The 16738-nt window shown below is 39.4% G+C and carries 7 protein-coding genes; all 7 read right to left on the reverse strand.

Annotation, left to right across the window (positions count from 1 at the left end):
• Nucleotides 1-304: 304 nt before the first annotated feature.
• The 7 genes from JIV24_RS09110 to JIV24_RS09140 all read right to left on the reverse strand — a co-directional run bounded on the left by JIV24_RS09110 (nt 305) and on the right by JIV24_RS09140 (nt 16535).
• Nucleotides 305-2692 carry a right-handed parallel beta-helix repeat-containing protein gene (locus JIV24_RS09110; RefSeq protein WP_200464723.1) on the reverse strand — a complete coding sequence of 796 codons (2388 nt, stop codon included), beginning with the start codon at nt 2690-2692 and terminating at the stop codon, nt 305-307.
• A gap of 516 nt (nt 2693-3208) precedes the next feature.
• Nucleotides 3209-5008 carry an arylsulfatase gene (locus JIV24_RS09115; RefSeq protein ID WP_200464724.1) on the reverse strand — a complete coding sequence of 600 codons (1800 nt, stop codon included), beginning with the start codon at nt 5006-5008 and terminating at the stop codon, nt 3209-3211.
• A 218-nt stretch (nt 5009-5226) separates the two neighbouring features.
• The gene (locus JIV24_RS09120) at nt 5227-7011 is read right to left on the reverse strand and encodes an alpha-L-fucosidase (RefSeq protein WP_200464725.1); all 1785 of its coding nucleotides are present in this window, start codon (nt 7009-7011) and stop codon (nt 5227-5229) included.
• A gap of 24 nt (nt 7012-7035) precedes the next feature.
• Complete coding sequence (locus JIV24_RS09125; protein ID WP_200464726.1) at nt 7036-8289, reverse strand: glycoside hydrolase family 117 protein; 1254 nt, start codon at nt 8287-8289, stop codon at nt 7036-7038.
• Nucleotides 8290-8563: 274 nt separating this feature from the next.
• Nucleotides 8564-11164 carry a T9SS type A sorting domain-containing protein gene (locus tag JIV24_RS09130; RefSeq protein WP_200464727.1) on the reverse strand — a complete coding sequence of 867 codons (2601 nt, stop codon included), beginning with the start codon at nt 11162-11164 and terminating at the stop codon, nt 8564-8566.
• Nucleotides 11165-11526: 362 nt separating this feature from the next.
• Complete coding sequence (locus tag JIV24_RS09135; protein WP_200464728.1) at nt 11527-13269, reverse strand: RagB/SusD family nutrient uptake outer membrane protein; 1743 nt, start codon at nt 13267-13269, stop codon at nt 11527-11529.
• A 17-nt stretch (nt 13270-13286) separates the two neighbouring features.
• On the reverse strand, nt 13287-16535 hold the full coding sequence (locus tag JIV24_RS09140) for a SusC/RagA family TonB-linked outer membrane protein (RefSeq protein WP_200464729.1): 3249 nt from the start codon (nt 16533-16535) through the stop codon (nt 13287-13289).
• Between the last annotated feature and the right edge of the window lie 203 nt (nt 16536-16738).

Here is a 16738-nt window from a genome sequence, read left to right on the forward strand (position 1 = left end):
CAGTTGAAGATGACTCCTTAAATTAAATATTGAGTCCATTTCTTCTTAAATTTGGTTCATGAATTATTCAGGTTAAAGAAAGGCTTGGTTGACTTGTTAAAAAAAAAGGAGGCTGTCTCAAAAGTGAATTTAAAATCCAGACAACTTATAGATTAAAACTTAACCTTATTTCTACCTCTCCAAACCTCCACTTTAGGAGAATCGAAGATCGACGAAGTCAATTAGGGGTAACAAATATTGAAGTTAGTTACAAATTATAAGTTTCAAAGATTCTTTTTTGACTTTTGAGACAGCCTCATCTGTTCTAATTAATTTGCTTTGATGTTGTAAACTTCCATATCTTCCCCTTAGTAATTCCCTCAGGCGTGATGGCATCAACCCGCCAATAATAGCTTGTATTGGGTTTAAGGTTAACATGATCAAATAGGTTAACAACATTGTCTTTTCCCGATAAAGTAGTAACCAGAGCCTTTTTGCTACCAGGTTTTATCTTTTCTAGCTGTATTTTATTGTCAGCAATATAGATCATTGCTCCACTGGCTTTATAGGCATTTCTAAACATCAAATCAGCTTGCTTGGTATTAATGGTATCGCCATGCATAGGGATTGGGAAAGAAGCCTGCTTTTCTTTTCTTCCAGGTATCCAATAATAGGCATCGCCATATTCGTAAGCGCCAATATCAGGTGCTTGTCCAACAAAGTGGAGGCCTGCATAATTAGCCACAGGACTTTTAATTTCCTCTGAACGCACAGTTGCACCTGCATCTACCAAGGGGCTGTTTTTCTTTGGCCTGAAATCGAATTTATAAACGTTATTCAGGTATTTATGAGCCGCAGCCGCTTCTTTTACATTATGATCTGCCTGTCCGGGTATCTGAAAAGCAGGTACACCTTTCTTTCCATCCAGATACCAGCTACGGTGGGCAAGGTTGGCAATGTTATTACGAGTAAGCGTACTTTCGTTACCATCAATGCCGTGCATACATTTATAACCATGTAAGGTGGTGTTTACCCTTTCCTCTTCTGGCTTCGGGTAGCGCTTTGAATTAACGATGGTATTGTTTAACACCAAATGGCGGTCTCCTTTAATCTGATTGATCTGCGTATTCCAGGTTACGTTATTCATAATCACCCCATCGCCATGTACTTCGCCATCTTCACGCAGCAATTCAAAACCATGATAATCGAAGCGAATACCCTGACGGTTGCAGTCGTGCACCCAGTTATGACTTACGCGGCTACCGTAATGGCTTTTTGTTCCCACATTAATACCGGAACCATCGTGCTGTAAGTTGCTCAAATCATACAAATGGTTATACTCTGCTACACCATGCGATTTTGTAAGCCTCAGACCTTCTGAGTTGCCCGCTCTGCAAATGGTATTCTGCCTGAATATAATGCCTTGTCCACCATATACCGATCCGGAAGATCCATTGGAGTTCATGTCCCATTCAATATCATGAAAATAGCAGTTTTCAACCAGCATACCTTCGCCTTCGAAATAGATTGGAGCATTGCTATAGGCTACCTCACAATTTATAAAACGATTGTTTGCACCTTTAATAAACGAAGACATTTTGTTTGGTTTAGTATTAAATGGTGTGAACCATTCTAAATGTCCCAGCATAAACTTATTTGTTGAAGGGTATTTGAAAATGCAATTTTCAATCGTAATATTCTCGCAAAACCGAACATTATACCCTGCTCCAAAAAACTCTATCCCTTTTAAGGTGATGTTTTTAGAATTTGTCAGCTCTAAAGCAAAATCAGAAGAGCGCACCCTTAAGTTCATTTTATTGGGGTTACTACCTGCCGGCGGTTTATAATAAACTGTTTTGTTCTCTTTATCAAACCACCATTCGTTTTCGATATCCAAGGCCTGAAGGCCTAATATATACCAGGCAAAATACGTTTGCAGGTACTTGTCTTCAACAGGATTTTCATAGGTGAAATGATCGCTGCCGGCAGAATGTGATTTAATAGGTCGAGTCCAGGTTAACCAATGTCCAATATTTAAAACGGCAATAGCACCGGTAAAGTCAATATTTGATTCAGCTAAAGACGGGGTGTTTTTAATGTTGTGGTACTGGCCATCGCCTTCACTAAACTCTTTGCTGTTACTGGCTGTAAATGGAGCATCGTAAATAACTCCACTGCTGCATTTGCCATAAAACGCGTTCTTCTTAAAATTATAGCCCCCATCGGCAGTTCTCATACTTTGTGTCATTCTCCAGATTGAGTTATCCTCAAAGCCTGCATTGGGCCAGCGAGCCACTTGCACCAATGTATCCTCATGAAATAATTGCCAAACATCGAAATCAATCTGAACTTTCCATATACCATCTTTCCACTCAATCCATTTTGATGGTAGTTTCTTAGAAAGATCGATTGTGACTTCACCCTCATTTTCAGCACTTATTCTGATTTTTTTTGTGTATTTCTTTGCTGCAATGACTTCATTGTAGGTTCCATTCTTTAATACGAGCTCATCATTATCTTTCATAACCGATAAGGCATGTTTAATGGTTTGAAAGGGGTTGGATGAACTTCCAATACCGACATCATTACCGGTTTCACTTATATAGTATGTCTTTGATTCTTCTTGTGCTCTAATATTGCTGACGAACAACATGCAAAGCATAAATGAGGTAAATATTATTCGATGATACATATCGCGTTTTATTGATTTCATTTTTTTATAAACTTTTTAATTAAATACAGAGCTAGAAACTACCAGCAACAGCCATATTAATCTGCATTTCTTCATTTTAGTATAATTATACTATTTTTTAATATTTGATTTTTTCATCATACCCCGGGCTTTGGCATTATGCTAACGATGCATAAGAATGATGCTAACAGTATTATTTTTAGTTTATACATTTTGATCAGTGTTACTTGTGCAAACGAAGAAATTATATTTGATAAAAAGAGGATTCCAATACAAAATACTTGTTTCACACCCATGCCTATAAAGCTGATTTTCATAGAACTGTTATTGCTATTTCAATGCATGTGAAACTACTATCTGTTTATCAACTCCACTATCACAAATATCCCAAATGATATATATAATCCCCTCCACTTAATTTTATTGCTTGTGAGAATGTAACAGGTTATTAGCTTGTTCGAATATTTTACTTGAAAATAAAAAAAGCAGAAAGGATAATCTATCCACTTCTGCTTTTTGCCTATTTCTAAATAGAAGTTACAACTTACGTATATACAGGTAGAAAGCAGCAAAATCAAGGCCTTCCTTCTCTGTAAAGTAAGCTTGCATTTGCTTACGTCCTTCGGCCAAATGTGCTTTAAAAGTGATGTCTTTCTGACTCATATCAACCTTTTGTTCCAGGTAAAGCCCTTCAATGCTCAATGTGGCTTTTTCAATATCCAGCACAATACCTTCCGGCATGGCATCGTAGTAATTCGATTCTTCACCCAGTTTAGGTGTGGTGTCACTAAAGCCCATTCCCGATTCGCGTGGCCAGCGGCTTAAGGTTATTTCATACTCACCAGCCTGCTGAACATCTATCATCCAATAGCCTTGTGCCAAAGCATGTTGCTTACCTCGTTTGGGATTGCGCACATGCGACTGAAACCAGGGTACTTGTGTAAATGTATGTAGATCGTGCACAGTAATGATGTGTTCATCAATATGTGGCACACCAATTTTATAGGCTTCATAATGACCGAAATCGCGTGAGGTATAATCCCACCATTGCTCGTAGGCTTCGCGCATCTCTTTCACCTTTTCGGGGTGCTGAGCGGCTATATTATTTTCCTGACCAATATCTTTACGAATGTTGTAAAGCTCTTTCCCGTTGATCAAACGCCATTCGTCATCCATGACAGCACTCTTTTGCCATTTCTGCGGTTGTTGCCTGCGATTGTTATCCACCACACAATAGCGATGCGGCCATTCCTTTACTTCTTTGGTCATTAGCGGCGCCAAGCTGATGCCATCCAATGACGGTCCCGGAACTTTTGTGAGCTTACACAGGTTCATCAGGGTAGGCATCATATCGTAGTTCATGGCCAGTTGGTTCACATCATGTCCGCCAACAAGTTTACCGTCCTTCCAACGAACAAGCAAAGGCACACGGTGACCACCATCGTATTGCGATCCCTTTTTTCCCCTCATGCCGGCATTAAAGCCATATTCAACACCATCTTTTTTATCAACTCCTGTAGCAGTACCATTATCCGTTGTGAAAATAAGAATGGTATTATCCTTCAAGCCCAATTCTTCCAGCTTCTTATCCAGAATGGCCATGTTATCGTCAATATTGGTAATCATACCGTAAAAGGTCTTTTGTTTTTCGGTAATAGATGTTTCATCCTTATAAATATCGTAGTACTTTTTCTCCACATTGAATGGACTATGTGGCGCATTGGTTGATATGTAGACAAAAAATGGCTCCTCTTTTTTTCGCTCGATAAAATCAATGGCTTCTCGGAAAAACACATCGCTACAATAGCCTTCAAACTTTTCGGGCACTCCATTTCTGAAATAGGTATCGTCAAAATAATCGTTTTCCCAGAAATCGGGTGTTTGCCCTACCCCTCCGGCACCATGATACACCGTTTCGTCAAAACCACGATCTTCGGGTAAATAAGGGTAAGCATCACCTAAATGCCATTTGCCATACATAGCTGTGGCATAGCCGTTAGCTTTAAACACATCGGGCATGGTCACAAATTTTTCACGCAGGATATTACACCCTCCGATAGTATGCCACACCCCAGCTCTATTACCATCGGCTCCACTCATCAACCCCGAACGACTGGGCGCACAGGTGGTACCGCAGTGAAAGTTCGTAAATCGGATACCTTCGTGATAAAGTTTATCCATATTGGGTGTTTTAATTATTTTATTGCCAAGTGCGGCAATATCACCATAGCCTTGGTCATCGGTAATTATTAAAATAACATTGGGCTTGGTGTTTTGCGCCGATAAAAATTGACTGTAAATTAATAAAAATGCTAATAGGAGAAAAAAGAACCTCATGGCTAGTAAATTATTTTTTGTTTTAAATATGCAATTAAGTAAAATCTATCAATAAAATATACAACAGATTTCACACTTCATTAACTCATTTTATTTAGATTGATTACTTTAACAATAAAAGAATGTGCAAAGCTGATTTTAAAGCAATTCTATCTGAACATAATACAATAAATCCTGAAACAATAAGATGCTTCATACTTTATGGTATATCTTGTAAATTACTTCGAGGGCACCAATCGAACCATACGCACCGCTAAGCCTGCTTTATTGGAATTCACTATCGTCTCAGCAACCAATTCTAAATGGTGCCTACCAGCTTCTTTGATTGTAACTGTCCCCATTTCGGCCACCTTAAAGTCGTTATACAAATCATGTGGTGCTTTTTCTGTTCGGTCTTTATCAACCTCACCTTTGATTTCCTGTTCGTCAACCACAATCTTAACCTTATGACCACCATCCCACAAAGCGGGTTTTTCTGGCCATGCCATACGTTTGAATCCGGTTGTGATCACTTCCACTTTGAATTTACCCGCTTGAGTGACTTCAAAATCCCACGCTAGTTTTCCTTTTGGCTTCATCCATTTTTTAACTGAACCAAAGTGTGTCATACGGCCTGTTGTATTCTCAGCCAATTCACTTTCAAGGATGATTTGCCCATCCAGTTTTTGAACCAATGCCTGATTAACGATTGGCTCACCCTCTATTTCTAACACGACAACCGTTGCATTCCTATCGGGAGCTTCATCAGGTAAGGCTAAAACAAGATATTCACCTTCACGAGATGTTTCAACAGCATCGCCACTGGCTAAGAAGTATGCTTTGTTCACTTTATTTTGAAGTCCGAAAATAGACAATTGCCTCTTTGGCCAATCGGTAATATTCAGGTATAATTTGTTTCCTTTATGGGTAATACCACCCCAGTTAAAGGCGTTAACAAACGGGCTTGGATCAGCTTCGTAAATCACTTCGCTGTTCACCTTCATCCAATCACCGATTACCTTCAGGCGATTTACACTTTCTTGTGGAACAGAACCATCACCCTTTGGACCAATATTTAAGAGGTAATTTCCTCCCATAGCAGCCGAATAAGTTAACTGCCAAAGCATATAGCCAGCACTCTTCCAGTGATGATCATCACGTTTATAAGCCCAGGTATGGTTCATGGTAACTGGAGCTTCCCAGTCAAAATCAGGACGACGCTTTGGTAAATCATTGTCTTCCATTTGCACATAATCGCCCACATCATTACCCACACGGCCACTCACAATAATCTTAGGCTGTACGTCTTTGGCCAGGTTCAAGAAAGCTTCACTTTCTTCTTTCTTCATTTTACCCGGTGTATCGAACCAAATCATGTCGATTTTGCCGTAGTTAGTTAACAATTCACGCACCTGAGGTAAAGCCTTTTCATCCATGTAATTTTTAAAGCCTTCTTTTGACCAGGCATAGGGTTTATCCCAATTATTACCACCAGCACCCTGATAACTCCAATCCTGATACTGCGAATAGTAAAAGCCTATTTTAAGATCGTATTTGCGGCAAGCCTCTACAAACTCAGCAATTATATCTTTACTATAAGGTGTGGCATCCACCACATTAAAATCATTTACCTTAGAATGGAAGAGTGCAAAACCATCGTGATGCTTTGTGGTTATCACCACATACTTCATTCCACTCTCCTTGGCCAGCTTTGCCCAGGCATCCACATCCATGTTTTCACATGTAAATGTATTAGCCAGTTCTTTATATTCGTCTACCGGAATTTTAGCATGTTTGAAAATCCATTCGCCAATACCCCCAATCGACTCATCTTTCCAATAACCCTCGCACTGTGAATACAGGCCAAAGTGGATAAACATACCGAAACGGTCGTTACGCCACCATTCCATTTTATCAGTTGACTGTGATGCTTCCACATCAACCTTATTATCTTGACTCTTCTGTGGTATATTACATGCCATCAGAGCAAAAACCACCAATAATCCTAATACTATCTTATGCATGATAACTGCCTTGTATTATATTTCTTATTTTTTCCAGACAAATGCCCTGTTTGAATTCACTCGTGAATATTCATCAAAACGAATGTTTTCTTTTTTAAATTGTGACTTTTCTACCTCACTACTTAAGTCACACTCAAAACCAATTAGGTAAGCCCAAGGGCGATCCGGACGCTGAGCAATATGACATAGCCCCCAGGTAAATCCTTTGCCATTTTTGGTATTATCATATTTATCGGGACAGAATAAACCAGCTGCATCGGGTGGCAATACCACATGAGCCTTCACTTCAAAATTAACACCATCACGGGCCCATTGAACCGTATTTTTCTCAGGCCCATTGGCTATAATAATTGTTGCTACACCCTCTTTGTATGGCCATACTAAGGCTTCATGTCCACTCGCTGAAATTGGGTTCAGGGAATGCTTCTCGAAAGGTCCTTCTGGCGTTTCAGCCATGGCTACGCCCATTGAGAAATCAGGATACGGTTTCTTAAGCTTACTCTGCACGCCCATCGGATGCGCTTTGTAGTACATCCATATTTTACCATCACGTACAATTAAGTTCGGGTCATGCACTTTATGACTATCAAAGGCACCGTATGACTTAATCTTACGACGGTCATCTTCTTCACCTTCCCATTCACCCATCTCACCAGGCTCAAGCACCGATGACGGATGACGGTGCCATGGTCCTTCAGGCGAGTCGGCCCAGGACATACCAATCACATTACGTGTACGTTGTTTATAAGGTGTTTTTACTGCCTGGTAGTATAAGTAGTATTTCCCTTTATAAACCATGATATCCGGTGTAAACACACTTCTGTCATCAAATTCACCTTCCGGTCCGCGCGAGGCTGCGACCCCTTGCTCTTCCCAGGTTTTTCCGTCAGTTGAAGTGGCATAGAAAATATCACATAAATCCCAGGTATTGGCCGGCAACTTATCCGTAGCTCTTTTGTAACCCACGGGTGCCTCTGTTTTAGGACTACGTGTATAATACACATAATATTTATCATCTACTTTGATTACAGAACTCGGGTCACGACGACTAATACCTTCCTCATATTCCAAGCCTTTAAGCGCTTTGTATTTGAAACAGGTATAAAACTCATTTTCGCGAGGTTCCTTATCTTCCCACTGCGTTTTATAACGTTTCATTGAAGCACTTAGTTTTTCAAGGCCATTTTCCTCATCTTCTTTTTGACAATTAGAGTTGCATGCTGAAATAATCATTAAGACAACTAGCCACAATACAGGTACATATTTTCCATAAGTCATTTCTTAGTAAATATTAGATTCATTCATAAAACGAATTCTCTTTTTTAAGAGCTTTTGTATAAAACTAGTTGCTATGCTTTTTGATTTCTATAACGATTATCACAAATACTACAATTCTTTTTAACAAAGCTTTTAAAAGCTATTTGTTATCACTAATCTGAGGAAAGCAGTAAATCGAAAGATAAACTATGAGGCAAAAAAATAGCCTCTAAGCTCGTTAACCCTGTGACTATTTATCAATAACTATTCGCAATAGTAGTACTTTTATAGTTCTCTATTTCTTAACAATCTGAGCTGAGAATTCTTTATAGCTCACGATATAAATACCTTGAGGCAAATGAGCTAAATCTATGGTAACCATATGTTGATGGGTAGGCTTAATTGAAGCCACCAAGGCACCCATCATATTAAACAATTTAATATCTGTATCCTGATTTTCATTAAAAAAAACAGTTATCTCATTTTCAACCGGATTAGGAGCAACTTTTAATTTGGAGAACCTGGATGGTGAAAAAATAGCAGTGGTAGAATGATTGGTATCCACGCCTGCAATAAAGCTCCACACCTCTCCTTTTTTCACACCTGCTTCAGTAAGAGCATCCACGCGCCAATAATAAGTTTGATTGGCCTCAAGCTTGCCTGGCGAAACAATATTATTAGTGAATTCGCCCAAACATTCATTAGATGACTCATTTGCTGATTCCACCGCTCCAGCTGAACTACCAAAATATACGCGATGAGATTTGGCAGCATATCCTTCTCTCCACATTAAATCAAGGGTATCACCCTTGGATGTAGCTCCGTCAAATGGTATCGGGTGAGTTGCTAATGCATCTTTTCGTCCCGGAATCCAGTAATGTAAATTTCCATATTCGTAGGCTCCTATATCAGGCGCACCTCCCACAAAGCTGATGGATGAGAAATTAGCCACTGGGCTATTAATCTCTTCTGCTTGCACCACTTCGCCAGCATCCACCAAAGGGCTGCCTTTCTTAGGCCTGAAGTCATAAATCTCAGGATTATTCAGGTATTTATAGGCCGCCCCAGGCTCTTTGTTGTTATGATCGACAACACCTGGTATTTGATAGGCCGACACACTGCCACCATCAAGATTCCAGCTACGATGCGTCATGTTAGCTATGTTATTTCGTGTAAGGCTACTCTCGTTACCTTCTATCCCATGCATGGCCTGGTATCCCTGTATCGAAATATTCATCCTTTCCTCTTCAGGGATGGGAAAAGTATTGCAGTTAACAATGGTATTGTTGAGGATCAAATGGCGATCGCCTTTTACCTGATTGGGCTGGGTATTCCAAGTTACGTTGTTCATATAAACCCCATCACCATAAACCTCACCATCTTCACGGAGTAAATTGGTGCCATGGTAATCAAAACGGATGCCTTGTCGATTACAGTCGTGTACCCAATTATGACTCACCCGTGTTCCATAATGATTTTTGGTGCCCACATTTATACCAGAGCCATCGTGCTGCAGGTTACCCATATCAGAAAGATGATTGTACTCCGCTATGGCATTGGTTGCTGTTAGTCGGAGTCCTTCGGAGTTACCACTTAAGCAAATGGTGTTATGTCTAAAAACGCCCCCTTCACCAATCATTACTGATCCAGATGCACCGCCGGAATTCATGTCCCATTCGATATTGTGGAAGTTACAATTTTCCACCAAAATATTATTTCCACCAAAATAAAGAGGGGCATTGCTGTAGGCGAACTCACAGTTGATTATTTTATTGTCTTGTCCTTTGTTTATAGAAGACATTTTGTTTACAACGTTGTTGTTCTGTGAGAACCAATCAAACTCTTCAAGCACAAACTTATTGGTAGAGGGATAATAGAAATTGCAGTTTTTAAGGGTGATGTTCTCAGAATTACGAATATTAAAACCACCGCCAAAGAAGTGTAGGTTTTCAAAGGTGATATTCTGGGAGAAGTTTAATTCTAACGCAAAATCAGTTGTTCTGGCTTGTAAATTTAGCTCATTAGGATTAGCTCCCACTGGAGGATAGTAATATACCGTTTGGGTAGAAGCATCAAACCACCATTCGTTTTCGCTATCTAATGCAGGTAGCCCTAGTATGTAATAGGCAAAATGCTTTTGCAACTTGGTCTCTGGAATAGAATCTGCGTAGCTAAAGTGGTCATCACCCGCATTATGACTTGATATTTTCCTAGCCCAGGTTAACCAATGCCCCACGTTTAGAACAGCAATTGCACCGGTAAAATCGGTGTTCGACTCAATCAGTGATTCCGTGTTGCCAGAGGCGTAGTCACTATCCCCTTCGTTAAAAGTACCAGAATACCCATCAGGGAAATCCGCATCATAAATAATGCCATTTGAGCATTTGCCTGTAAACCCCCCATTTTTACTATCGTAACCACCATCAGTGTATCGCATTGCCTCGGTCATTCGCCATATCGATGTGTCTTGGAAAGTGGCATTGGGCCATCGGGCTACGTGTACCAATTCATCAGCATTAAATAATTGCCATATGTCAAAATCTATCTGCATTTTCCAGATCCCCTCTTTCCATAATTCCCAATTAGCAGGCAATGTTTGGGTTACGTTGATAAAAACATCCTGTCCTGGTTCACCAGCTATACGTATCTGCTTATTAAATGAGTTGGCAATGATTACCTCCCGGTATGTTCCGGCTTTAAGTATCAGCTCATCATTATCATTAAGTTTTGTTAGAGCGTATGCAATCGTTTTAAACGGGCTAGTAGAACTTCCCGTGTTAGCATCGTTACCATTTTCGGATATATAATAGCTATTATCTTGTGCTATAAGCGTGATGCCTGATAATAAAGAATAAAGGAAAAAAGGGAGTATCATTAACAATCGATAAGTATTCATAAAATTGTGTTTTTAAAAATTGAGCTTTTGACTTATTGCTAACAAACAACCCCTTCATTCTTATAAATCAAGAAGAACACGTTTCTTGTTAATTTTGTCAATTACCGTTTGAAATCTAAAAAATAGATTTCTGAATTGCAATGATAGTGTATGTCCAAGTTAAATACTTGTTCATTTGTATCAAAAGGTATAACATTTTCTTTAAATGGAAGAAAGCGAATAAAGAACTCTGACGGAGTTCAAGCTTTAATTATGCCAGAGATGTGATTTAATATGGATATTAACCTTGTAAAACGAAGGAAGCAGTGCGTAAAACACTGCTTCCAAATAATAAAGACTATAAAATTTTTGCTTTTAAAGGTTTAATAACCCTCATTCTGATCCTCTAGTGTTAGTGCGGGATTCAGTAGTAATTCTTTTTCTGGTAATGGCAAATAAATGTTGTGATCCTGTATGTTAGTTGAATGCCATGCTTTCCATGTAATTTTTGCCGTTGGTACCTGATTGGGTGCAAAAGTTGATTTATCCACCGGGTCGGTCGAGGCATTTAATTTACCGTTGTTTAAATATTCGGAATTTCTACAGTAATTAAGCAATGTGTTGGTTCTTTTAAGGTCGAACCAACGATGACGCTCAAAACATAATTCCCATCCTCTTTCCATTAAAATCGCTTCACGGAAACGTTCTTTGGCTGATCCGCTGTAATATGCATGGCGGCCGGTATAGTTGGCATCTGTTTTATCAAATCCATTGAAACTCATGCCATACAATAGTTCAGCACCATCTGGATTGTCTGCCATAAGGTATGCATCGTCCATTAACGGCACCTGCGCTCTTTTACGAACTGCATTCATGGCATCGTAAGCATTCATGGTTAAAGATCCACCTGTTGGGCTACCGTAGGCTTCATTATAGGCCTCTGCAAAGAGAAGATATACATCTGCCATCCGCAGTATTGGTGCATTAATCGAATTTCCCCATCCTTCTTCTATTCTTTCTGGTCTAAATTTAGCGGGAGTCCAGTTGTTAAGCGGTTTTGTAATGCGCCCATTGTTGTTTAAAGCATAAGGACCAATAGACCACTGAAATCTGATATCTGAATCGTGGAAACTCATGGCAAATTGTGAGCCTACTGCTGTCCCTCCCCATTGGTAATAATAGTTTCCGTCCCAACGCTGACCACCATTTATGGATTTATAACCCCAGGCACCTCCTTGCTCAGGACCTAAAAATTGTATATCAAAGAGTATTTCATTGCTGTTTTCGCCTGATTCAAGAAACATCTTTCCATATTCAAAGAATGCGTCCGGACTACCCTCTGTGGTAGGATTCAAACTATAACCTGAATTTTCAATGACTTCCAGGGCTTTGGCTGCCGCCTTCTCAAAAATGGTATTATCGCTATAGTTCTTTACAGGGTATCCTCCATAAGTGAGCAATACTTTTGATAACAGTCCTTTAGCCACCCATTTGTTAGCTCTACCAAAATCGCTGGCCTCATCAAGATGTGTCTCGGCAAATTCAAGATCGCTGATGATTAACTGATACACATCTTCTTCATTAGCTTTTGTTTGGGGGTGATCTGTAAAAATATCCTGTGTAGGTTTAGTTCGTATGGGTATACTTCCATAAAACTGTACCATATCAAAATATAAAAAGGCTCTGATAAAACGGGCTTCAGCGACGTATTTGTTGGTTAATTGTGTATCCAAAGCACCCTCTTTTCCAGCATTCCAGATAATGTTATTGGCTCTGTTGATCACTTTGTACGAATCGGTCCATACATTGCTTATCTGATCTGTGAGGGAGGTAAGATTATAATTACCAAATTTTGAAAATTTATTATTTGGAATATAGTTGAAAATGTCGGTTCCCGAGATTCCCCAGCCGTAAACCGGATAAACTACTTTCCATAATCCAAACTCACCTTCATCACTCTTAATAAGTCCCTCGTATGCTCCCAAAACGGCCGCATTATAATCATCCTCCGACTGGAATAAATTATCATCAGTCAAAAAAGAATAGGGTTTCTCTTCCAGGTCATAACAGCTCACAAGTGTTATGGCCATAAAAATGATGGGTATATATTTTGTTAATTGCTTCATTTCTATCATTTTATCTTTTATAACTTAATATTTAAACCTAGCATAATAGTTCTGGCCAAAGGATATGAGCTAAAGTCGTATCCGGGACGTAAGCCTTTTAATGTATTGGAATTCGCATTAGGATCGTAACCTGAGTAGTTGGTGAATGTATGCATGTTCAATAGGTTACAATAGATGCGAAGGCCTTCTATGTTTAATTTCTTTAGCTGTTGTTTGTTGAAGTTATATCCAAAATTGATACTTTTGATGCGTAAGTAGGAGGCGTCTTCAATAAAAGCATCATGGGTGTCGTTTCCATAGCTGCTTTTTCCAAATTCAGGATAGATACCATCCGGATTACCCGGATCTACAACGGTACTTGTTTCCAGTCCGTTTTCATCCAGTTCGTAAATGATCGGTGACCAGTAGTCAGCATCCAGGTGGTTATAATTCTGGAAAGCATCGATCAGGAACAGGTTATTCGCATTAAACACTTCTCTTCCATAGCTCCATTCCATGAAGATGGACATATCAAAACCTTTGTATTCAAAACGGTTGTTTATACCGCCAAAATGCTTGGGTTGTGAACGTCCGATAATGGTCATGTCATAGGAATTGATTTCACCATCAGGCTTACCATCAGGTCCACTTAAGTCCATATATTTGCGCATTCCCGGTTCAATGGCGGTTGATGGGACGGCAGGATAAATGTTGTTACCGTTCTCATCTGTTCCAATGGGCTTCAGGATATATTGAGATCCATCCCATTCAAACTCATCTTGCTGCCAGATGCCATTATTTTTATAGCCATACCATAAACCAATTTCTTCTCCTTCTTTCAGAATAGCGGTGTCATAGTTTTTGGTACCTGGAACATACATCCAGTCACTGGTGGCTAAACTACCAAGGTCAACTATTTCATTACGGTTAAAGGCGATATTGAAGTCGGTGAACCATTTAAACTTCCGATCAAAATTTACTGTATTGATGGCTATTTCAAGACCTTTGTTATTAACCTGTCCTGAATTGTAAAGGAATTTAGCATATCCGGTTGAAGGGCCAATGTCAGTATCAAGAAGCAGGTCTGTTGTTCTTTTTAAATAGGCATCAACAGTTACATTGATTTTATTGTTGATGAATCCCATATCTATTCCAACATTGGTTGATTCTGTGGTTTCCCATGTCAGATTAGGATTTCCTGTTCTGGTCGGGTAAATTCCCGTAGCTAAGTTCGAGGCTGAAGGATACTTTATTAGATTGTATCCTGCCATTGACATGTATGGAGGAATGTTTGGATTACCTGTTAATCCCCATCCTGCACGTATTTTCAGGTTGTCGAAAATACCCAGGTTCTTAATGAAGCTTTCTTCAGAAGCTCGCCATGCAAAAGCTAAGGAAGGGAAATTACCCCATTTTTTTCCGTCCGCAAATTTCGAGGATCCATCAGTACGCATGGTTGCAGTAATCAGATAGCGATCTGCATAATTATAATTGATTCTACCGAAATAAGAACCCAGTGCAAATGAAGATTTGGAAGAGTTCGGAGCACCATAGGCTTCACCCACACCAATATTGTCTATGCCTAACGTTTCTATTGGGAAGTTACTATTCTCAACATTGAGCTGTTCTATGATAGTAGATTGATAAGAAGTACCTGCTAAGGCGTTGATCCTGTGTTTACCCAACTTTTTAAAATAGGATAGCGTATTTTCTGATAACCAACGAGTGCTTAGTTGATTCTGAATTCCAGCCGATCCATTCGCTTTATCTCCCCAGGAAGTATATGATGGGAAGTATCTGGCATTCTTGCTGTATGAGAGGGATAATCCTCCAAGTGCTTTGAATTTTAATCCCGGAAGTAAGTTGAATTCTGCAAAGGCGTTAGAATAATTGGTGATTTCCTTGCGTAACATATCTACTTCCTCTAATAAAACCAATGGGTTTGTGTTGGGGTTGTAAATGATATCATCATCATTATTTACCAGATCTTTAGCAGTGGCGTTGACATCCAATAAAGGACTAGCTCTTAAGGCTTGTTGCAATACTCCGGCATAATTGGCCGAACCTGTTGAATTAATAGATACTGTACCATCATTAACCGAATAGGACATGCGGGAGTTAATACCCAACTTAAGGAATGAGTTTACATCGCTAAAGATTTTGAAGTTGGTGGTAATTCTTTCAAATTCAGTATGCTTAACAACACCTTTGTTGTTGTAGTAACTAACACTTGCCAGATAATTAGTCTTTGCATTACCTCCGGATGTCGAAAGATTGTAGTTTTGAATGATGCCAGGCTGGCTTACTTCATCTATCCATCGTGTATTGGTAGAATCTTTAAATGTCTCCCAGTCTTTAAAATAGGCGTTGGCGTCAATAGTCTCATCTACTTCATTCCCGTATGTATCCGGGTATTTGTAAATACGATTATGACGCATACGGGCATACTCCATATTGTCCATCATGTCGTACTTTTGTATCATTTGTTGTACACCACCACTTGCACTAAAGTCGACTGTTAGTTTTCCGCTTTTTCCCGACTTAGTTTTAATAATCACGACACCATTCGCACCGCGGGCACCATATATGGCAGTGGCAGAAGCATCTTTTAATACGTCGATGGATTCAATGTCACTAGGATCAATTCCGGATAGAGGACTCATTCCTGTAGAAGAAAGATTGGTAGCTTCATCGCTACTTCCTTCAATGGGAAATCCATCAATTACATATAGTGGTGCACTACTGGCGTTTATGGAGTTATTACCTCTAATTCTGATTTCTAGTCCTGCTCCTGGAGCATTGTCCGAGTTTTGTATTTGAACACCGGCCATTCTCCCTGCCAGTGCCTGTTCCAAGGTAGCGGCACCTGACTTAACAATATCCTCGGTACGAATACTGGCCACCGACCCTGTCAGGTCACTTTTGCGCACAGAACCATAACCCACAGCAATCACCTCCTCGAGGCTGATACCTGATTTTAATGTTACGTTAATTACAGTTTGGGAACCGACAAGTATTTCCTGAGTTTCCATCCCTATAAAGGAAAATACCAAAACATCAGATTGGGATGCGCCGGTCAAATTGTAATTACCATCCATGTCAGTTATTACACCTGTGACTGTACCTTTTATAACAATATTAACTCCGGGGAGTGATTCACCATCTTCGTCGGAAACATTACCTTTTACAACAATATTCTGACCCGAAATTTGAATTGTCGTAAATACTAATATAAGAGCTGTGAGTGCCCTGGGGTAATGCAATAATTTTTTGAATAATTTTTTCATAATTTAATCTTAGCTATTTAAATAATTTTGATTTTGGATTTTTCTTCTGGTTATTTATAGGCTGTATTATTTTTGTTTTGAATATTTATCCATCCTTTATTTACATGTTGAAAAAATCCTGTCTTCCATTTGTTTTGGTTTGAGTTTTTTGGATATGGTATATCCAATTTTATTACTCAGTTGTTCATTTCACTTCCCTCCTT

This window comes from Carboxylicivirga marina (assembly GCF_016612505.1).
Lineage (GTDB): Bacteria > Bacteroidota > Bacteroidia > Bacteroidales > Marinilabiliaceae > Carboxylicivirga > Carboxylicivirga marina.

Excerpts from the sequence above, each read along its gene's own strand:
- JIV24_RS09110 (WP_200464723.1), bottom strand. The coding sequence starts at position 2,692 with ATGAAATCAATAAAACGCGATATGTATCATCGAATAATATTTACCTCA.
- JIV24_RS09115 (WP_200464724.1), bottom strand. The coding sequence starts at position 5,008 with ATGAGGTTCTTTTTTCTCCTATTAGCATTTTTATTAATTTACAGTCAA.
- JIV24_RS09120 (WP_200464725.1), bottom strand. The coding sequence starts at position 7,011 with ATGCATAAGATAGTATTAGGATTATTGGTGGTTTTTGCTCTGATGGCA.
- JIV24_RS09125 (WP_200464726.1), bottom strand. The coding sequence starts at position 8,289 with ATGACTTATGGAAAATATGTACCTGTATTGTGGCTAGTTGTCTTAATG.
- JIV24_RS09130 (WP_200464727.1), bottom strand. The coding sequence starts at position 11,164 with ATGAATACTTATCGATTGTTAATGATACTCCCTTTTTTCCTTTATTCT.
- JIV24_RS09135 (WP_200464728.1), bottom strand. The coding sequence starts at position 13,269 with ATGAAGCAATTAACAAAATATATACCCATCATTTTTATGGCCATAACA.
- JIV24_RS09140 (WP_200464729.1), bottom strand. The coding sequence starts at position 16,535 with ATGAAAAAATTATTCAAAAAATTATTGCATTACCCCAGGGCACTCACA.